Annotated in this window: 20 protein-coding genes; 9 read left to right on the forward strand and 11 right to left on the reverse strand. The window is 42.6% G+C overall.

Going from position 1 to position 18,010, the window contains the following annotated elements; all coding sequences use genetic code 11:
- Window positions 1–102: 102 nt before the first annotated feature.
- Window positions 103–1,479 (reverse strand): GntP family permease, encoded by a 1,377-nt coding sequence (locus tag KP803_RS14320; protein WP_248009526.1) that lies wholly within the window; start codon window positions 1,477–1,479, stop codon window positions 103–105.
- 180 nt (window positions 1,480–1,659) lie between these two features.
- On the opposite strand from KP803_RS14320, the gene KP803_RS14325 reads away from it, so the two are divergent.
- Both KP803_RS14325 and edd read left to right on the forward strand, forming a co-directional pair.
- Window positions 1,660–2,190, forward strand: a complete 531-nt coding sequence (locus KP803_RS14325) for a gluconokinase (RefSeq protein WP_248009527.1) — start codon at window positions 1,660–1,662, stop codon at window positions 2,188–2,190.
- Window positions 2,190–3,986 carry a phosphogluconate dehydratase gene (edd, locus tag KP803_RS14330; protein ID WP_248009528.1) on the forward strand — a complete coding sequence of 599 codons (1,797 nt, stop codon included), beginning with the start codon at window positions 2,190–2,192 and terminating at the stop codon, window positions 3,984–3,986. The genes KP803_RS14325 and edd overlap by 1 nt, the downstream gene beginning before the upstream one ends.
- 90 nt (window positions 3,987–4,076) lie before the next feature.
- Here the strand turns inward: edd and KP803_RS14335 are convergent, their stop codons facing one another.
- Complete coding sequence (locus KP803_RS14335; protein ID WP_248009529.1) at window positions 4,077–5,105, reverse strand: LacI family DNA-binding transcriptional regulator; 1,029 nt, start codon at window positions 5,103–5,105, stop codon at window positions 4,077–4,079.
- A gap of 272 nt (window positions 5,106–5,377) precedes the next feature.
- Between KP803_RS14335 and KP803_RS14340 the strand changes: the two genes are divergently transcribed.
- A complete protein-coding gene (locus KP803_RS14340; RefSeq protein ID WP_248009530.1) occupies window positions 5,378–5,671 on the forward strand; it encodes a 4-fold beta flower protein in 294 nt (97 codons plus the stop codon).
- A 95-nt stretch (window positions 5,672–5,766) separates the two neighbouring features.
- Here KP803_RS14340 and KP803_RS14345 read toward each other — a convergent pair whose 3' ends face one another.
- Window positions 5,767–6,138, reverse strand: a complete 372-nt coding sequence (locus KP803_RS14345) for a hypothetical protein (protein WP_248009531.1) — start codon at window positions 6,136–6,138, stop codon at window positions 5,767–5,769.
- Window positions 6,139–6,530: 392 nt separating this feature from the next.
- Here KP803_RS14345 and KP803_RS14350 point away from each other — a divergent pair, with 392 nt between their 5' ends.
- From KP803_RS14350 to KP803_RS14360, 3 genes are all read left to right on the forward strand, one after another.
- Window positions 6,531–7,016, forward strand: a complete 486-nt coding sequence (locus KP803_RS14350) for a VOC family protein (protein ID WP_248009532.1) — start codon at window positions 6,531–6,533, stop codon at window positions 7,014–7,016.
- 177 nt (window positions 7,017–7,193) lie between these two features.
- Entirely contained in the window at window positions 7,194–7,886 is a 693-nt protein-coding gene (locus KP803_RS14355; RefSeq protein WP_248009533.1) for a DNA-3-methyladenine glycosylase I, read from the forward strand.
- Between the two features lie 40 nt (window positions 7,887–7,926).
- The gene (locus KP803_RS14360) at window positions 7,927–8,499 is read left to right on the forward strand and encodes a YdeI/OmpD-associated family protein (RefSeq protein ID WP_248009534.1); all 573 of its coding nucleotides are present in this window, start codon (window positions 7,927–7,929) and stop codon (window positions 8,497–8,499) included.
- Between the two features lie 113 nt (window positions 8,500–8,612).
- On the opposite strand, the gene KP803_RS21990 is transcribed toward KP803_RS14360, so the two are convergent.
- Both KP803_RS21990 and KP803_RS14370 read right to left on the reverse strand, forming a co-directional pair.
- A complete protein-coding gene (locus KP803_RS21990) occupies window positions 8,613–10,268 on the reverse strand; it encodes an ElyC/SanA/YdcF family protein (RefSeq protein ID WP_248009535.1) in 1,656 nt (551 codons plus the stop codon).
- 348 nt (window positions 10,269–10,616) lie between these two features.
- The gene (locus KP803_RS14370) at window positions 10,617–11,624 is read right to left on the reverse strand and encodes an AraC family transcriptional regulator (protein WP_248009536.1); all 1,008 of its coding nucleotides are present in this window, start codon (window positions 11,622–11,624) and stop codon (window positions 10,617–10,619) included.
- Window positions 11,625–11,875: 251 nt separating this feature from the next.
- Here KP803_RS14370 and KP803_RS14375 point away from each other — a divergent pair, with 251 nt between their 5' ends.
- Window positions 11,876–12,295, forward strand: a complete 420-nt coding sequence (locus tag KP803_RS14375; protein WP_248009537.1) for a hypothetical protein — start codon at window positions 11,876–11,878, stop codon at window positions 12,293–12,295.
- 503 nt (window positions 12,296–12,798) lie between these two features.
- Here the strand turns inward: KP803_RS14375 and KP803_RS14380 are convergent.
- The 4 genes from KP803_RS14380 to KP803_RS14395 all read right to left on the reverse strand — a co-directional run bounded on the left by KP803_RS14380 (window position 12,799) and on the right by KP803_RS14395 (window position 15,240).
- Window positions 12,799–13,056, reverse strand: a complete 258-nt coding sequence (locus KP803_RS14380; protein ID WP_248009538.1) for a hypothetical protein — start codon at window positions 13,054–13,056, stop codon at window positions 12,799–12,801.
- 278 nt (window positions 13,057–13,334) lie between these two features.
- Window positions 13,335–14,186 carry a glyoxalase III HchA gene (gene hchA, locus KP803_RS14385; protein WP_248009539.1) on the reverse strand — a complete coding sequence of 284 codons (852 nt, stop codon included), beginning with the start codon at window positions 14,184–14,186 and terminating at the stop codon, window positions 13,335–13,337.
- Window positions 14,149–14,391: a hypothetical protein gene (locus KP803_RS14390; protein ID WP_248009540.1), complete on the reverse strand. Its 243-nt coding sequence runs from the start codon at window positions 14,389–14,391 to the stop codon at window positions 14,149–14,151. The genes hchA and KP803_RS14390 overlap by 38 nt, the downstream gene beginning before the upstream one ends.
- Window positions 14,392–14,418: 27 nt before the next feature.
- The gene (locus KP803_RS14395) at window positions 14,419–15,240 is read right to left on the reverse strand and encodes an AAC(3) family N-acetyltransferase (RefSeq protein WP_248009541.1); all 822 of its coding nucleotides are present in this window, start codon (window positions 15,238–15,240) and stop codon (window positions 14,419–14,421) included.
- 191 nt (window positions 15,241–15,431) lie between these two features.
- Here KP803_RS14395 and KP803_RS14400 point away from each other — a divergent pair, with 191 nt between their 5' ends.
- Window positions 15,432–15,857, forward strand: coding sequence for a GNAT family N-acetyltransferase (locus tag KP803_RS14400; RefSeq protein WP_248009595.1), 426 nt, complete (start codon window positions 15,432–15,434; stop codon window positions 15,855–15,857).
- Between the two features lie 40 nt (window positions 15,858–15,897).
- Entirely contained in the window at window positions 15,898–16,068 is a 171-nt protein-coding gene (locus tag KP803_RS14405) for a hypothetical protein (protein ID WP_248009542.1), read from the forward strand.
- Here the strand turns inward: KP803_RS14405 and KP803_RS14410 are convergent.
- Window positions 16,065–16,256 (reverse strand): YwbE family protein, encoded by a 192-nt coding sequence (locus KP803_RS14410; protein WP_248009543.1) that lies wholly within the window; start codon window positions 16,254–16,256, stop codon window positions 16,065–16,067. The genes KP803_RS14405 and KP803_RS14410 overlap by 4 nt on opposite strands.
- Before the next feature lie 136 nt (window positions 16,257–16,392).
- On the reverse strand, window positions 16,393–17,691 hold the full coding sequence (locus tag KP803_RS14415) for a DEAD/DEAH box helicase (protein ID WP_248009544.1): 1,299 nt from the start codon (window positions 17,689–17,691) through the stop codon (window positions 16,393–16,395).
- Window positions 17,692–18,010 lie beyond the last annotated feature (319 nt).

Below are 18,010 nucleotides of genomic sequence, written 5' to 3' on the forward strand. Positions count from 1 at the left end.
CTTACCAATTAAAATTGCATAACCGCAGATGCGTTAACTTAGCATCAACGAAAAAGCTAAGCGAATAATCGCTTAGCTTTGTATAAATCTGTTTTTCTACTCTTAAAGAAGGAAGCTCAATACACCCACAATAATAAACGCGATACTACCTAGTAGTGTCTCCATTACTGTCCAAGTTTTCAGTGTCGTCTTCTCATCCATCTCCATTAAACGTGAAACCAACCAGAAGCCAGAATCATTAAAGTGAGACAGTACCGTTGCACCACCTGCAATCGCGATAACAATGAAACATAAATCTAGCTCAGAAAGACCTGCTGTTGCCGCAACTGTTGGAGCAATAAGCGCCGCCGTTGTTGTCAGTGCTACCGTTGCAGAACCTTGTGCGACACGTAAACAGGTAGAGATTACAAACGCAGCCACTATAACTGGCATACCAGTGTCTGAAAGAACGCCGGCTAGTGCTTCACCAATGCCGCTGGCACGTAGAACACCACCGAACATACCACCCGCACCAGTAACAAGAATCACCGCACAGATTGGCGCTAATGAATCACCACACAGCTTCTCAAGCTTCGTCATGCCGTAATCTTTACCGAAGATAAACAGGCAAACTAACAGCGTAACAAGAAGAGCAACGGGTGTTTTACCCATCATGCGCAGAAATTCAACGAATGGCGATGAGCCGTCAATCACACCGGCAACAGCGAGTGTGTTCAAGCCTGTATCCATAAAGATAAGTAAAACAGGCAGAATCAAGATAGTCATTACCGTGCCAAATTTTGGCAGTTTAGATTCATCGACAATCGAATCAGCATTAAAGAACGCTTTAGACAGTGGGATATCAAACTTCTTACCTGCATACAGACCAAATAAGTAAGCACCTAGATACCAAGTCGGGATCGCCACCAGAATACCAACGAACAACAATAGACCAATGTTTGCACCTAGCAACTCAGCTGCCGCAACTGGCCCTGGGTGCGGGGGAACAAACGCGTGCATAACCGCAAAAGCGCCCGCTGCTGGTAACGCATACTTAAGCGGAGAGCCACCAAAGCGTTTTGCTACACTGAATATGATCGGCATCATTACGATCAGGCCCGCATCAAAGAAGATAGGGAAACCAAATAGAAGTGAAGCAATACCCAAGGCTAACGGAGCTTTCTCTTCACCGAATCGGCCAATTAACGTGTCTGCCAGTACCTTGGCACCACCCGTCACTTCAAGGATTTTACCTATCATGGCACCTAAACCGACAAGCAAAGCAACCGATGCCAATGTGCCGCCAAAGCCGCCCATCATTGTCGGCACCACCCGTTCAGAAGGAACACCTGTAACGATTGCTGTGCCCAAACTTACTAACGTAAGAGAAGCAAAAGCATGAACTTTTAATTTAATAATGAGGATAAGCAGTGCAGCGATAGCAAGTACTGCAACAGAGAGCAGAAATGTAGGATCTGCGGTGTGGGCTAGTTGGTCCATAAAAGACACCTTAATGTTTCACAAGTAAGTGTAGTTGTTAGAAATTCAATTTGTGTTTTAGATCACAATACTTTAAGTTACGGGTAACATGTTACCGATAACACCGATAAGATAGAAACCATATTTTTAGTCGAATTCAAAAAATGCGATCTAGCTCAGACTATTCGTAAGGGAGCGTAAATGGCTGGTAAAAGTATTATTGTGATGGGCGTTTGCGCCTGTGGTAAAAGCACCGTAGGCGAGCAACTCGCTAAACGATTAAACGCTAAGTTCATTGACGGTGATGATCTTCACCCAAGAGCAAACATTCAGAAAATGGCAAGTGGCGAGCCGCTGAATGATGATGATCGCTCCCCGTGGTTAGAGCGCATTCGTGATGCTGCGTATAGCTTAGAGAGTAAGAATGAAACTGGCATCATCGTTTGCTCGGCATTAAAAAAGATCTATCGAGATCAAATTCGCGAAGGCAATCATAACGTTAACTTTCTTTTTCTTGATGGAGACATAGATTTAATCATGAAACGAATGCGCGCCCGTAAAGGCCACTTTATGAAAGAAAACATGGTGACAAGCCAATTCGCTATCTTAGAAAACCCGAGCAAAGAGAAAGGTGTTGCGACCGTTGACATTGACGGCACATTTGAACAAGTTCTAGACCGCTCAGTAACCGCATTAGAAAAGCTAAACCTGACCAAGGCAGAGGCGGAATAATGACTCATCAAACCATTTTAGACGTCACCAATCGCATCGTTGAGCGCAGTAAGGAAACACGTCAGAGCTACCTTAAAAAAATCAATGAACAAGCCGGTCAAGGCAAAGGCCGTGGCCAACTTTCTTGTGGTAATTTAGCGCATGGGGTTGCCGCTTCTTGTGCGAGTGAAAAGAATCAAATCCTCGATTTTACGCGCAGCAACCTTGCGATCGTCAGTGCCTACAATGACATGCTGAGTGCGCACCAACCCTATAAAGACTACCCAGATCAAATCAAAGCGACGCTGAGAAAGTCGGGCAACACCGCGCAAGTTGCGGGCGGTGTTCCTGCAATGTGCGATGGCGTAACACAAGGCCAGGCCGGCATGGATATGTCACTGTTTTCCCGTGATTTAATTGCCCAGTCTACGGCCTTTTCTCTCAGCCATAACCTGTTTGATGGCACGCTGCTTCTGAGCATATGTGACAAAATCGCACCGGGGCAGCTGATGGGCGCATTAACCTTTGGCCATTTGCCAACGGCATTTATTCCCGCAGGCCCAATGGCAACCGGCATTACCAACGAAGAAAAAGTGAGCGTAAGACAGAAATACGCCGCAGGAGAAGTAGGCACAGAAGCACTTCTTGATATGGAATGTAATGCCTACCACAGCCCGGGGACTTGTACCTTTTATGGCACAGCAAACACCAATCAACTGGTGTTTGAAGCCATGGGGTTAATGTTACCTGGCTCAGCATTCGTACCACCAAACACAAAACTACGCCAAGCCTTAACCGATCACGCGACCACAAAAATTGCGGCAATGAACGTATCATCATCAAGCCATCGTCCACTACATCAAGTCGTTGATGAAAAGAACATGGTTAACGGCATTGTGGCATTACTTGCTTCGGGTGGCAGCACCAATCACACCATTCATATGGTGGCGATAGCACGTGCCGCAGGCATTATTCTAACCTGGCAAGACATCAGCGATCTTTCTGACATCGTGCCATTGTTGATTCAGGTCTACCCAAACGGCCCTGCTGACATCAATGCCTTTGAACAAGCAGGTGGCGTTCCTGTCTTACTCAAACGCCTTAACCAAAGTGGATTGCTCAATAGCGATGTTTCTCCCGTATTTGGCAGCTTTGAACAACAGATGACATCACCTAAGCTCGTGAATGATGAGTTGGTTTGGGAAGATTGCGGTGAAAGCACCAACCCTGACGTCATATCCTTGCCAAAAGCGAGCTTCCAGGAAACCGGCGGAACACGCATGCTCAATGGCAACCTAGGCAAAGCCGTCATCAAAGTGTCAGCCGTTGCTAAAGAATACCAAGTGATCGAAGCACCCGCGAAAGTATTCACCTCTCAGCATGATGTAGAAACCGCCTACCAACATGGCGATCTCAACTGCGATTGCATTGTGGTGGTGAACTACAACGGCCCAGCCGCAAACGGCATGCCTGAGCTGCATAAACTAATGCCTATCCTAGGTAATGTTCAAAAGGCAGGTTTCAAAGTCGCGCTTGTGACAGATGGTCGTTTGTCTGGCGCATCTGGAAAGATTCCAGCAGCCATTCATGTATCCCCTGAGGCACTGCATGGCGGCGCTATTGGTTTGGTCAGAGAAGGCGATATTATCCGACTAGATTGCCAAACAGGAACGCTAGAGAACTTAACCGATACCAATGCAAGACGCTTTGCTCATATTGATACCGAAACCTCTCAGCAAACATGGGGACGAGATATCTTCAAAGTGATGCGAGAGAATGTTTCAAGCGCCGAGCTTGGCGCGAGCTTTTTGTATTAAGCAATGACAATGGCAATGGCTACATCAATAACCGAATAAGCCTTGTGTCCATTAACTTTGTATGGGAACAATTAATGGATGCAAGGCTCCCTACTCAAGGGTTTGAGCTCGCAATTGTAAGCTTTCACCTTGAGAAATCGTAAACCCTAAGTTAAACACCTTTTGGCCTAATTTTTCTCCAGCCAGTGCTGAAATTAACAGTTCAGCACTTTTTTTTCCTATCTCGTATCGAGGGGAATCAACACTGGTCAATTTTGGCGAAATCGCCTGTCCGATATCCAACGCGTTGTAGCCCACCACACTCAGCTGCTTTGGTACTTCTATATTGTGAGTTTGAGCGTACATCATCGCGCCAATGGCAATATCATCATTGGTACAAAAAATGCCATCAATACCTGGATATTGATCAAGCGCCTTTTCTAACAACTCACCACCAAGGGTATAGTTTGAGTGCGCCTCAGTAAGAATGCATTTCGGCGTTAACCCCGCCTCTTCCATCGCTTGTTTATAACCGTCCATACGTAGTTGAGTACGGCTATCTAATCGGGCACCAAAATACGCGATACTCTTCTTACCGGAATCAAGCATTTGCTTCACCACAGTATAAGAAGCTTGCTTATGATCCAAACCGACGACCATATCGATCGGGTTCTCGGGTAACTCCATGGTTTCAACAACGGGAACACCTGCGGTTTTTATCATCTGTAGAGTTCTTTGAGTATGTTGAGTCTCAGTAAAAATAAGACCATCCACTTGATACGACAATAGCGACGCGACCTTGCTCTCTTCCTCTTCCGGGCTGTATCCAATATGAGCAATCAGCGTTTCATAACCATTGGCTTTGGTAACCTCTTCAATCCCCTCAGCAAAGGTAGCAAACACTTGGTTAGACAACGAAGGCAGCAATATACCAATCGCTTTACTGGAAGATTTTGACAGCATGGCAGGCGCACGGTTTTGAATATAGCCCACCTCTTCAATCACCTTAGCGATCTTTTCTCGCGTTTTAGCCGCAACAGACTCGGGGTTTCTCATATATCGAGAGACGGTCATTTTGGTGATACCAATCTTATCGGCGATGTCTTGAAGGGTTGGGCGTGAGGTTTGATCTAAGCTCATGGTTTTTCTAACAATAAAATACGATTTGGAATGTTACTTGTAACATTATCACCAAATCATAAATGGGTCTATTAAAGCAATTCATTAAGTCGACTCAAAGGCAGACGTAAATGGGCTATATGCGTCGCAAGTAAGGTTAAAAATACCCTAGGGTTTCGCACGATTTAAATTGTAACCAACCAATAACGCGCGGTATTAACCTCAGCATCCTTTCATTGGTATCGATAAAATGTAGGCAGAATTATCAACAAACTTGATTGCGGAGAAGACAAATGGAACCAGTGTGGACTTGGGGTGGAAAATCATTTGGCTATATCGATGGTGAAGACCTTTGGACAAATGAAGGAAAACATGTCGCGAGGTTTTACAAAGGTGATCTCTACTCACCAGAAGGCACTTATTTAGGCGAAGTGATGGATCATGAGCGATTGATCCATTGTCAGGAAAAGAAAAAACTGGTTGGTGCGCCTTTCAAACCTTACGCTGATCAACCGGCAGTCAAAGCGTGTAGTGATTTTGCTGGCTACGCGATGTTTACGGGTTACGAAGAGTTTTCTATAACCTAAAAAAACGCGTTATCTCTATTAATAGAACAGAGAAAACGCGCTTCTATCGTGATGAATCAACAGAGGTTTAGATAACTGTCAATCAAGGCATCACACTAGATCTCTTTCATTGCTGACACAACAGAAGGATCATTAATTAGGTTAAACAGCATACTTTTTGCTGATGAACGCTGCGCGTCAGAAAGCGCCTTCTTCGGGTTCTCTCTCGATTGAGTCAGAATATTCTTTACAAACTTACTGTTTGTTCCCGAAAGTTCATAAACAAATCGTAGAGTATCGAGTAATTCATCTTGAGCCAAACTATAAACTGCCATCTCACAACTTAAACCATCCATAGACAGCAAGTTATTCACCACGACTTTGCGCTCAGCTTTAAACTTCTCTTGAATTTCATAGGCATCAATTAAAGTTTGTACTCTTTCAGCGATCGCAACAGGCACTTCCATTGTTTTAGTTTCATGATTCATTACTGTTTCTCCTCCCCTTACTGGGGTTATTCTTCGGGTCTTTGGTTCCAAACGATGCTCAAAGCCACTTTAATCTTTCTAGTTTATGCACTCGCCGCTCGTTCAGCATTTAGTTTATCCGCAATTCAGCTCAATTGTTACCGGAAATAGCCATTAATTCATTGAAAGAAAGTTCTTTTTCTTCATATGGATAAATTCTTAGAGATCTGTTCATGACTGGTCTACAGATTCTAAAACACTCAACCGAAGTGACTTTCTACGCTTTACCCTTATTTTTAAATAACAAAATATTATTAAAATAATAAAAATTGATAATTTCAAGTAATCACACTAAATCGCTATAGTAGCTCCATCGAAACAAGAATCGAACTAAACAATATTTGGAGTAAGTTATGAAAATGAATCACGTAGGCATCATGGTTGGCGATATGGACAAAGCGGTTGAGTTTTACACTAACGCTCTAGGTCTTAAAGTCGTCATGGGTAACACCAAAGTTGAAGAAGAACGTGAAACGGCGATTGGCAGAATGTGTATTGCTGTATTTGGTGAAGGCTTTAAAGGCTTTAACATTGCACATTTAGTGACGACTGATGGCATTGGTGTTGAGTTATTTGAAATGAAAGAACGCCAAGAGCGCCATGAAGTTGATTTCTCTCGTCTAGGTATTTTCCACTTCTGTCTTCAAACTGATGACTTCGAAGGCGTGATTGCAAGAACTGAACAGTTTGGCGGTAAAGTACGTATGGATATCATGCGTTATCACCCAGAAGATGACAGCAAGCAAGCAAAAATGGTCTATCTAGAAGACCCGTTTGGTAACTTGTTTGAGCTTTACTCGCACACCTATGAAGAGACCTACGCTTCTGATTACGAGTAATCATTAAGCACAATAAAGATTATGGAAGGGCTGGCAAGAGTGCATAACAACACTCTCGCTAGCCTTTTACTGTTTAGGGAGTCCTATTTCCATCACCTCAAGGATGAAAAAATCAAAAGCAAAGTCATTGAAGCTCAGGTACTCTATTTTGATGCTTAACTAAATCAGTAAACCTTCATGAAATACGAATCTTTTGACGACATTTATTATCGAGCTTGCCAACGAAAAGGCGGGGAAGCAGCGCTAGAGTCATTACTGGAAGAGCCGTTAAGCCGAACACAATTGGCCGCTATTACTGATGATCGCTTCTTAGCGCAATTTACCAAATCCATCTTTCAGTCTGGGTTTGTGTGGCGAGTGATCCACAATAAGTGGCCAGCATTTGAAGAGGTATTTTGGGAATTCAATATCGAAAAACTCTTATTGATGCCAAACGATATGTTAGAACGAAAAAGCCAAGATCAACGGATCGTACGTAATTTTACCAAGGTAAAAACCGTTATCGCTAATGCACAAATGATACGAAATATTCAAATTGAACATGGCAGCTTCGCCCAATTCATAGCGAACTGGCCCGAGGACGATATTATTGGTCTTTGGCTCTATCTGAAAAAACACGGGCAACGTCTTGGTGGAAATACGGGCCCTTATGCTCTTCGCCAGTTAGGTAAAGACACATTCATTTTAAGCCGCGATATTGAAAGCTACCTTAGAGCACACAATATCATCGAAGGTGGCCTCTACAGTAAGCGCAGTTTAGAAGCTATTCAACAAGCCTTTAATCACTGGCAAAGTGAATCTGGCCGTAGTTTAAGTGAACTATCACGACTAGTCGCATTTGGCGTTGGCGAGAATACTGTTCAAGCTTAACCTGTTTAAAGCAAAGCACTCTCTTAGAGGAACCAATCTTATGCCTGAGGCTAACCCATTAAGAATTAAAACGTTTGAAACATCCAACGAACTCAACCTGTGGCTTGGCAATCATCACGCCACTGACGATGAATTATGGGTAAAAATATTTAAGAAAAACTCAGGCATTCAAAGTGTTTCTTGGAACGATGTCGTGATTGAAATTCTATGTTGGGGTTGGATAGACGGTGTCAAAAAGTCCATTGATGATCAAGCTTACCTTCAGCGCATCACACCTAGAACAAAACGCAGTAACTGGTCGAAAAGAAACACCGAACATGTTGAGCGTTTAATCCTTGAGGGCCGGATGCAAGAGGCTGGTCTAGTGCAGGTTCGTGCTGCAAAAGTGGATGGACGCTGGGAAAACGCCTACGTCGCCAGTGAAATTGAAGTACCAGACGACTTTTTAGCAGCGTTAGATGATAACCCTAACGCAAAGCAATTTTTTGATACGCTCAATAAATCTAACCGTTATGTCATCGCTCACGGATTAACAAGCGCAAAAAAAGCCGAAACACGACTGCGACGATTCAACAAATACATGACCGCACTTGGCAATCAGCAAAAGCCTTAAACAATGATAAGAATTAAAAAGGCTCGAATAATCATTATTCGAGCCTTTTATTTCAAACCAAAGTATTTAAAACCAGATATTTATACCCAAGATAGTTGAGCGACTGTCTTCAATTATCTGTGTTCGTTCAAGCTAACAACGATACCTTCGTCATTGAAACCCACAAGATCTGGCAGGCCGTTACCTGTCACATCACCTAATAGGCGGAAATGACTCTCACTTGTCCACCCGGCTTGGTAAGCAAAGTTATTCCATTGTTCAGCAATCTCCGGGATTCGACCATCAAGCGTATACACTGCCGTTACGCCGCCCAAGTATTCAAATCGGTCGCCGTTAGAGTGAGCAACCAGTAAGTCTCGGTTGCCAATGTTAGCAAGATCGGCACGACCGTTACCCGTCATATCAATTGCTGTTTTCATGTAACGGCTATTTTGCCAGCCAAGGAAGTCCAATCGATCGCCTTCACCATGATCGTTATCGAGCCAGCTCACTTGCGGTTCAAACGTACCATCGTCATTTTGAAGGGATGCGTAAATACCACTTCGCCCGTAAACAACCACATCTGCTTGACCGTCACCATTCACGTCAGCCAATAGTCGATTGGTCATCTCTAACTCATCGCGGAAAATACAGTTTGTACCATCATCTTCAATTACAGAATCTAAACCAAAGTTTTCACTCACTTTAACCACTGGTGCGAACTGTTCACCATCAGAAAAAGCAACGTAGAGTCCATCATCACCAAACGCTGCTAGGTCTGTCAGGCCGTTGCCGTTAACATCAACCGCTATGAAGTCATGAATAGAAGCGTTCCAGCCGTTATCTGTTGAGAAATCATCACTCCACAGAACCATCTCGCCAAATTTATTGCCTTTTGATTCAGAAACATACACACCGTCCGTCGTTAGTGCAATGAGCTCAGATTTTCCATTGCCGTTTACATCGCCCACAAGGCGAGTCATCTCTTCATTCCAACCTTGTGCGTGGTTTGGCGTGTAGTTAGAAGCCCAAATCTTTTTCTTTTGGAATCGATTATTCTTCGATTCCGCAACATAGACTTCACTTCCTTTGAAGCCAACAATATCAGCTCGGCCATTACCATTAACATCGGCTAGGTAGACCTGGCTATTCGCAGGTGTCCATTCACCCGCCACAAATGAGTCTCCCCACATGGCATCGCCTGCAAACGCACTTGATGTGTAGCTGTTATCGTGACCAAACGTACCTTCACCAAAGAAGTGATTGAAATCACTGATTGCAGAACCGTCGCTTCCATCAATGTTGCCACGATAAATATGATAATGACTCGAGACGAGATGCATTGAGCGAATACGAGTTCCCTCTTCTATCATTTCATCGACAATTTTAATGGCCTGTTCGGCGTTCTGATACGTTGTTGTCGAAATCTCTTCTAAAATGACCTCTTCTTCAGGCCAGCCGTATTTTTCTTTTAAGATAAGTTGAATAGCAGCCGCTTCAGTAAGGCCACCTTGTTCAACACATGTTTCAACAGAGGTAGGGTTACCTTTACCCGTCGCCATAATAACTGGGTTAGGTAGTGATTGAGCAACTTCGTGAACACGATCAACGCGATACTCCATTAACTCACGAGGGGTACATGATGCGTAGTTCACTTGCAAACCAAGGTTAATAACGAGATCAATAGGGCGATTTTGTTGGCCAGAAGAAAACTCATTCTCGACAGCATTGGCTGCGCCGCCAATAACAAACGATCCAAATAAAGATATTGCGATTACATTTTTATTCACAGTACTACCTTATCTCTGTTGACTAATTTCAGCAGAAACTAACACCAGATAGTAATGTCGTATATAGCGTGCCACACTTATTGTGATGCCCTTGCAAATATTAAAATCTCGGACATTTCCATTACATAACCATTAAAACATTGAGTTCTATTAAAAAATATAAAACCAAAATAAATGCAAGTATAAATATATAACCTACTTATCTAAATCAAAGCACCATAAATATGAGTAACAAACTGATAAATAATAAGTTATTGGCTTACTATTATTAAATAGAAATGAGATAGATCACATTAAATAAAAAATCCACTCCCTGAATAAAGTCAGATTTTGTTTTAACCAATCATTTTAATCGTCAATCGGCGTCGTTACCGTCGCTTTATAAATGTTGGGAGTAAGCCCTGAAACTCGTTTAAACGCCCGAGAGAAATGTGCTAAATCAGAATAACCCAATTGACTGGCAACATAGGTAAGAGAATGCTGTTCCTCAATCAATTCACAGGCGACTGAAAACACCAAGTTATCTCTAATTTTACGAAAAGAGGTTTTTTCATGAGTCAGCTTTCTTTGTAATGTGCGAACTGAGTAGCCCAATAACTCAGCCGCGTATTCAATCGACAAGTCACGCTCTCGCACGTAAGGCTTCAATACCTCAAATACATTGTCTGTAAAACTAGTATGCCATTCAACCAGAGAGGGTTTATCACTCAAAGCAGAAGAGCTTAATGAGATGGGATGACTTAACAATTCATTGGGGATTCTAACGGCGGTAAAGTCATGTTCAACAAACAAACGACAACTTTTCGGGATGACCTGTTTTACGATGTCGGCCTCGCTACTTTGAATTTTAACCGAATCCGGTAGCCAATCTTTATTGAGTAACGCGCTCATTAACTGCGTAATGTAGACGATCGCGAAAGACTCAGACCATTGGTAGTAGGGATTGTCTCTACCTTTAGAATTAACACAAAACCAAGTCTGCCCATACTCTTTAACGATGAATACATTACTGCTTGGGGTATCGATCCGAAAAATACGCTCAATGTCATTAAGTGCATCGCCAATCGTCGAATACTGAGCAAATTGATGAAGAATGACTGGAAGTATTCTTTGCCCGATTGCCAATTTCAAAATGTCGACAAAGCTACTCACACCCAACTGGGTAGATGAAAGAAAAATAAGTCGTTTAATAGAATCTGAGGGAATGAACTCGCTATCTGACTGCATCAAGTCAGCAGGCAGCCCCGACTCCTCTAGCAGCTTATGCAAGTCCAGTCCAAAGTCAGTACACACTTGAACCAAGATTTTAGCGTAGTTCGTCTGAATCACCGGGATCTTAAAGTCTTGTGAGGCCACTGAAAAAACTCCTTTGCGTTTATTCCATACGTGACACATTCGTATTTTTAACTCCTGCGCCGTACCTTCACTTTATCACAGTTACTCGGTGGTAAATCTTGGAGAGCTTAACATTTTAACCAACCTTCCCTCCCTAGGTGGCGTAAAATGGCAAGTGCTTGTTTGGTGAATCCGTAGAATCATTTTCATTCGCTGAGGAGCACAAAACGCCAACTTCAGTCATCCAAGTTTATCTAACTAAGTGAGACACTATGAAATCAAATATTCCATTTATTGCTAAATCAGTTATCGGTATCACGGCTGTATTTACGGCAAATCACTTCTGGTCTTGGTTCTCAGTGGACAGCGTTCAGGTAGTAATTCTTGTTGGTATTCTAATGCAAGCGTGTTTGAGTTTCTTTATCTGGTTGGAAGGCTATACAGCAAGTAAGTGGCAGGAAAGAGGCTCATCAAAAATCCATAAAATTGGGCGAGGCATAACCTCTTACATTTCCTTAGTTGGCGGTAAGTTTGTCACTATGGGTATCATTGCCGCACTTTTTGGTGGCTCGGTGGTCATGGAAGGGTACGTTAACGGCGTGGTTGTTTTCTTTGGTCTTATTTTCCTAATCTTAGGTATGGAAAAAGCGGTAGAAAAAGCGTTTTATAAAACAGAGCTAGCGACAGCGTAAGCCGTTAATTAAGGCACTAACCATTCATCTTCGTGCTAGGCGAATAAAATAGGCACGAAGCAGAGTAAAAAGGTGGCAGTTGCGAAAATTCAGTACTTGTCATGAGCCAGAAATCACACGAGCTAGCAATGTCATCTAGCTCGTAAATGGACTTTTCAAAGTAAAATTTAGGATAGATAAGGTCAACACTGGTAATAAAAATGTCGACTGCCAAAAGACTTATCACCATTTCACATTTGGACATTCTTTGGTACAAGCAGTCCTAAAATCAAATCGGTGAATAATCGATACTGTAATTCTTATAAGAATTGAGTAGTTTATTTTCTATTAAGATAATCACTATACTTTTTTGCAATCCACTGATGCAAATGAAGTCCCGTTTTACGCTTGAGGAGTGTATCGACCCCAGCTAAAATCAATAGCCCTATTATTGTTCCCATAATCATCTCCAAGCTTAGCTACAGTTCGTAAGTTAATTTAATTAATACAAATTAACATCATAATTAGTCCATCGATTTCATTAGCTTATCTATATTAAGTCCACCAAGTTCCTCTAGGTTACTTTTAATCTCTTCATCGATTGATAGATGGCGTTCAACTTTCTTGACTTCCTTCTCAAGGAAATTTTCAACTTCCTGAGATACGTTGAACATCAACCCCTGTTCTCGTGCTGCTTTTCTAGCTCGCTTAAGACGAAAATCTAAGTCTGATGAAATTTTAATGTTCAATGATACTTTGGATTGTTTTTTCTGTAATGGCATATCTATTCTCAACTCCACCTTAATAACACTATAAATTTTTCTACCTTTTTAGCAAGAAAAATACACATTAATTGTGACTAAATTGGAATCAATACTAATAACATGAGCGTATGTTAATAAAATGTGTAAAGTACTTGAGAGGAAAAGTGTTTTAGCCATAAACGGCTGAAATGAAGGTTAATATAAATGAGTTAGGGATCCCACCAATGGAAGTAAAGACAGATGACCTCAAAGGTGGAAATAGCACCAAAATTCAACTATTGGTGCCACGTCTCTAATTATGCTCTTGTTGACGTTAATGTTTCTGCCGCTAACTTTCCTAGTGCATTCGCTGCTAATGGGCTTGCGCCTGTAATGAGTAAGCGATCACGACAAACCGTCTTGTCAGCTTTACTATTTACCAAGATAACGCTAAGCCCTCTTAGCTTTTCACTCAATCCCCAAGGCACCTTACCTGGTAAGTAGCCAATCATAGGGCTTTGATCATCAACGGAGTCTGGAAAAACCGCCATCTTATAACCCTGATATAAAAACTCAGAACGATTTGTGTGAGTCGATAAGAAAGCCGCAGGACCATGGCAGATGGAAATGGTAAAAATATCGTTCTCATGTGCCCAGTTTAGAACAGTACCAACAGATTGGTCCTCAGGAAGACCTAACATTGCACCATGACCGCCAGGCACAAATACAGCAGCATAGTCTTCATTATTTAACCCACTGGTGACAAGGTCACTTAGGCTCGTTGGATGATCAAACTGCTCTTTATATTCAGTGTAAATAGAGCTCATATGCTCATCTTTCTGAGGAAATGCCCACATTTCAATGATTGCAGGCTTACCACTAGGTGTCGATATTTCAAACTCATAGCCTGCATTTCTAAGGTGCAACATAGGGACTAACGTTTCAACAGGGTGATTACCTGTTGAAAATAGCTTTCCATTTTTCATTTCCATATTCTTTCGCTCAGTCGCTAAGACTAAGATTTTTCGCCTTGAGCCATCGGCAGGACGGTACGCGACTTCCTCGTAATCTGTCTTATCCACTGTTGCAAGCTTCAACGCAATCTTTGAAGGTGAATATGAACCATCCGATTCAAGCTTTGGCGCTATCCCCAACAATTTCCTTAACATAATTCCATCCTGTTGAATGTTGATAGATAAATACTAGCCCATAACAAATGACATAGATTAACTCTTCCGAGGAACGGCTGTACTGGACAGGGTGCCCCCCCTCCCTAGCACCATCTCTATTTGCACTCATTACTGCAGAATTTTCCGAGCTAAACATCATTCCAATCTTCATGCCGTTGAGTACAGCGGCACAGTTTTTTTGCACAAATCGTCACCCTCTCCACACTGCTGACTACGTTAGCAACGTTTCCTCTACAACCCTTCCGCCTAACGCCATATCATTGCATCTGATGCAATTGTCATCCTCGCAATGAGTGACATCGGGGTTCTCAACAATGATTTTGGCAACTGCATCAATAAACACGTGAAACTCGTAGATTCGCGCCTCGCCGTTACCCAGTGTGATTACGCTTTCAATATTTTGTATTTGCTCTCGTAGCTTTTCGAATCCATTTGAGCAAGAGCCTTCTTCTGTCTCGGTAACTTGCCCATTACTAACAGCCCAACGGCGGAATAATCTTCTCCCTGCCACTTCTTCTGCAAAGTGAATAGGCGTACATGAAGTAAAGTCGACGCCTGCCAACACAATGTAGGCAGGCCTAGGGTTTTGATAGATGTTCTTATAGATTGAGTAGACATTCAGTTCAGATTGATCGGCAATTAACGCCTGAGCGTCTGGGCCTAACACAGCAAAAGAGTTCGATGGATGATACGTTCTTAACGTGCCTTCTTGTTTCAATAGCTGCTTTGGAATCACACCCATGCATGCCTCAATCTGATCAATGCTCCCAGTAAAGCTAACCGTTCGCATCTCGTTCACTGCTTGATAGTCAACACCATTATTTTGGTAGTTTTGCTTAACAGGAAAAGCTTGGGATTCGTAGTAGAAAGCAGGACAAACCAACGTACAGCCGCTTTTTTGAAACGCGTTTATAACGGTTTGAGGGCCTTCTTCTAGTGCACCAAAAGAACGGTATGCTGAATGCAGACAGAGACTGCTATTTGCTAATCCAGCTTCATTGATTTGTTTTATCAGATCTTTCTCAGTTAACACGGATTCACCTTGGCAATAAATAACGTAGAGACTATTTGGCCACTCTAAAGCCATAAGAAAAAGAAGGTCAAATAGTCGGCGGTTATTATGAGACTTGGCTCGATCAAATCATCCAACACAAAAAACTTTTGTCGACGTGGGTAAAGTAGGTTTTAATCGTGGTCTCAACTATCCATCCTCAGAGGTTAGACATGCCGACCATTGAATTCACAGCAGGCTCACTTCCCACTCACCTTCAGCAACAACTGAGCGCTGGGTTCGAATCCCACAGCGAGCAGAAGCAAGCGCCGCCTTACAAAAAAGAACCGTTAAACTGGACGGTTAAAAATGAACAAGGCAACCTCATTGCGGTACTCACCGCCGATTTATTGTGGGACTGGATCTATATTGATGAGCTCTGGGTAGATGATAGCTGTCGGGGAACAGGATTAGGTAAGCAACTCATGAAGAAGGCGGAAGAATATGCAGCTGTTCACAGTTTGTCTGGCCTATGGTTGTGGACTCAAAGCTGGCAAGCGCCGAAGTTTTATCAAAGCTTAGGATATGAAGAGTTTACTCGTTTCGAAAATTTTCCCGCTGGACATTGCCGAATTGGTCTAAGAAAATCATTATCTTAAACTAGCTAGCATTTTACCTATTATTTTATGGAGCGACCAAATGTCGAAAAAGACTGTCCAATTTGAATACGAAAAAGAGACCAAAAATAGCGTTCGTTATAAAGAAGTTCCAGAAGAAGGAACCGCCCCTATTGTTGGCTCTTTGTATGTACAGAAGTGGTTTGCAGGAAACAGTAAAAATATAGAAGTCACAATTGAGAAAAAGGACTAATTTATTACCTTTACACGCCCTACTTCGCCACTCTCTAAACGTACTTTAATTCCGTGAGGGTGGTTAGGGGATTTGGTGAGGAGATCTTTGACTATGCCTGATGTCAGCACGCCGCTACGTTGATCTTTTTTAAGGACAATCTGTACCGCCAACCCTGGATGAATATTTGCTCGTTGAGTTCCGCTCATGTTTGTCTCCTGCTATTTTTTCTAGTTCTGAGGCTTATTTTCGGTTGAATCTTTTGTGTAGTTCGTTAAATAAAAACGAGCCAATTTGTGGGCATTGACTCGTTTTCAATTTCTTAGATAGCGGTAATGGCGAGAATTAAGAGTTCTTTAACCACACATCTGAATTGCCATTATCTTTCTTCTTACGTTTTTTCTTACCTAGGCCAGCAGGCTTCGCTGAAGGTTTATTCGCAGCTAACATCTCTTCTGTCACCACATCATCAACTTCAAAGCCTGCGACTTCTTCACGCTCTAAACGAATTTTGTTTTTCTTCTCAATCACTTTGAAGTGGTGAAGATCTTCATAATCAATCAACGATAACGCCAAGCCAACTTCTCCAGCTCGCCCACTTCGGCCAATACGGTGCATGTAATCTGATGGGCTTCTTGGTAAATCAAAGTTAATCACCACAGGCAGCTTCTCAATATCTAAACCACGCGCGGCAATATCCGTTGCGATCAGTACTTCAATCTCACCCGATTTAAACGCATCTAGTATGCGTGTACGTGAACCTTGTCCTTTATCACCGTGAAACACTTCCGCTTCAATACCACGTTTATACAGTTTGTCTGCTAAATGCTCACAGCTGTTTTTTGCATTCACAAAAACAAGCGCTTGTCGCCAATCGTTCTGTTTGATCAAGTGAGCTAATACTGCGGTTTTTTCACCTTTGTTCACATTGAATACACGCTGAACTAACGTACTGGCATCATCACTTTGCAACTGAACTTCAACCGGATCGTTAAGCAGGTTTTGAGTCAGGCTTTGTACTTGCTCAGGGAACGTTGCAGAAAATAGAAGCGTCTGTTTTTGTTTAGGTAATAGTGCGAGTAGCTGTGATAACTCTTCAGTAAATCCAAGACTCAGCATTCGATCTGCTTCATCCAACACTAACGTTCGAACACGGTCGAGCTTAATAGCATTGCTTGAGATGAGATCAAGCAGACGACCCGGCGTTGCTACCAAAATATCGGTGCCACCACGCAGCGCGAGCATTTGAGTATTAACCGATACGCCACCAAATACACAAACCGTTTTAACCGCACCATTTAGGTGTACCGCATAAGATTTAATGCTGTCTGAAACTTGCTTAGCAAGCTCTCGTGTTGGTACCAAAATAAGGCCACTGACGTAATTGCCTCTGCTACCTTGAGAAGCTTTACCGCCCTTTGATTTTTGAGCAAATAGGTCTTGTAGCAGTGGTAAGGCAAACGCCGCCGTTTTACCTGAGCCCGTATTCGCGCCCGCAATGAGATCTTTCCCCTTTAACACACTCGGAATCACATGCGCTTGAATAGGTGTTGGCTGTTTGTATTCCAACTCTATCAAACGAGCCTCTAAAGGCTGAATAAGGGCAAGTTCGCTAAACGTGGTTGGCGTGGTCGATGTTGTCATTGGGTAAAAAGCTCAAGCAATAAGATTGGCGCGCATTTTAGCGCATTTATGCTCTGTGATGTAGAGTTATAAAAAGAGTTAATATTCCACATCGGTCATGGTGGCTTGAAGCCATTGAAAAGTTAGCACAATTTACAAAGCTGAGCGCCAAGTCAACACACTATTTGGTTAGTCTCGTTTCACATACAGAGGAGCTACAATCTTCACAGAAAGAAGAAGCGTTCATCACCTATCATAAAAAGTTTTTCGGTATATTCCTTTACATACACCGAATAACAAACAATAATGGCGTCGCTCTGTTGTTCAGAGTTATTAAATG

Source organism: Vibrio amylolyticus, assembly GCF_023145695.1.
In the GTDB taxonomy this organism is placed as follows: domain Bacteria; phylum Pseudomonadota; class Gammaproteobacteria; order Enterobacterales; family Vibrionaceae; genus Vibrio; species Vibrio amylolyticus.

What these genes read in the sequence shown, in the direction of transcription:
- KP803_RS14320 (WP_248009526.1), bottom strand. Translation starts at nt 1,479, where the DNA reads ATGGACCAACTAGCCCACACCGCAGATCCTACATTTCTGCTCTCTGTT.
- KP803_RS14325 (WP_248009527.1), top strand. Translation starts at nt 1,660, where the DNA reads ATGGCTGGTAAAAGTATTATTGTGATGGGCGTTTGCGCCTGTGGTAAA.
- edd (WP_248009528.1), top strand. Translation starts at nt 2,190, where the DNA reads ATGACTCATCAAACCATTTTAGACGTCACCAATCGCATCGTTGAGCGC.
- KP803_RS14335 (WP_248009529.1), bottom strand. Translation starts at nt 5,105, where the DNA reads ATGAGCTTAGATCAAACCTCACGCCCAACCCTTCAAGACATCGCCGAT.
- KP803_RS14340 (WP_248009530.1), top strand. Translation starts at nt 5,378, where the DNA reads ATGGAACCAGTGTGGACTTGGGGTGGAAAATCATTTGGCTATATCGAT.
- KP803_RS14345 (WP_248009531.1), bottom strand. Translation starts at nt 6,138, where the DNA reads ATGAATCATGAAACTAAAACAATGGAAGTGCCTGTTGCGATCGCTGAA.
- KP803_RS14350 (WP_248009532.1), top strand. Translation starts at nt 6,531, where the DNA reads ATGAAAATGAATCACGTAGGCATCATGGTTGGCGATATGGACAAAGCG.
- KP803_RS14355 (WP_248009533.1), top strand. Translation starts at nt 7,194, where the DNA reads ATGAAATACGAATCTTTTGACGACATTTATTATCGAGCTTGCCAACGA.
- KP803_RS14360 (WP_248009534.1), top strand. Translation starts at nt 7,927, where the DNA reads ATGCCTGAGGCTAACCCATTAAGAATTAAAACGTTTGAAACATCCAAC.
- KP803_RS14375 (WP_248009537.1), top strand. Translation starts at nt 11,876, where the DNA reads ATGAAATCAAATATTCCATTTATTGCTAAATCAGTTATCGGTATCACG.
- KP803_RS14380 (WP_248009538.1), bottom strand. Translation starts at nt 13,056, where the DNA reads ATGCCATTACAGAAAAAACAATCCAAAGTATCATTGAACATTAAAATT.
- hchA (WP_248009539.1), bottom strand. Translation starts at nt 14,186, where the DNA reads ATGTTAAGGAAATTGTTGGGGATAGCGCCAAAGCTTGAATCGGATGGT.
- KP803_RS14400 (WP_248009595.1), top strand. Translation starts at nt 15,432, where the DNA reads ATGCCGACCATTGAATTCACAGCAGGCTCACTTCCCACTCACCTTCAG.
- KP803_RS14405 (WP_248009542.1), top strand. Translation starts at nt 15,898, where the DNA reads ATGTCGAAAAAGACTGTCCAATTTGAATACGAAAAAGAGACCAAAAAT.
- KP803_RS14410 (WP_248009543.1), bottom strand. Translation starts at nt 16,256, where the DNA reads ATGAGCGGAACTCAACGAGCAAATATTCATCCAGGGTTGGCGGTACAG.
- KP803_RS14415 (WP_248009544.1), bottom strand. Translation starts at nt 17,691, where the DNA reads ATGACAACATCGACCACGCCAACCACGTTTAGCGAACTTGCCCTTATT.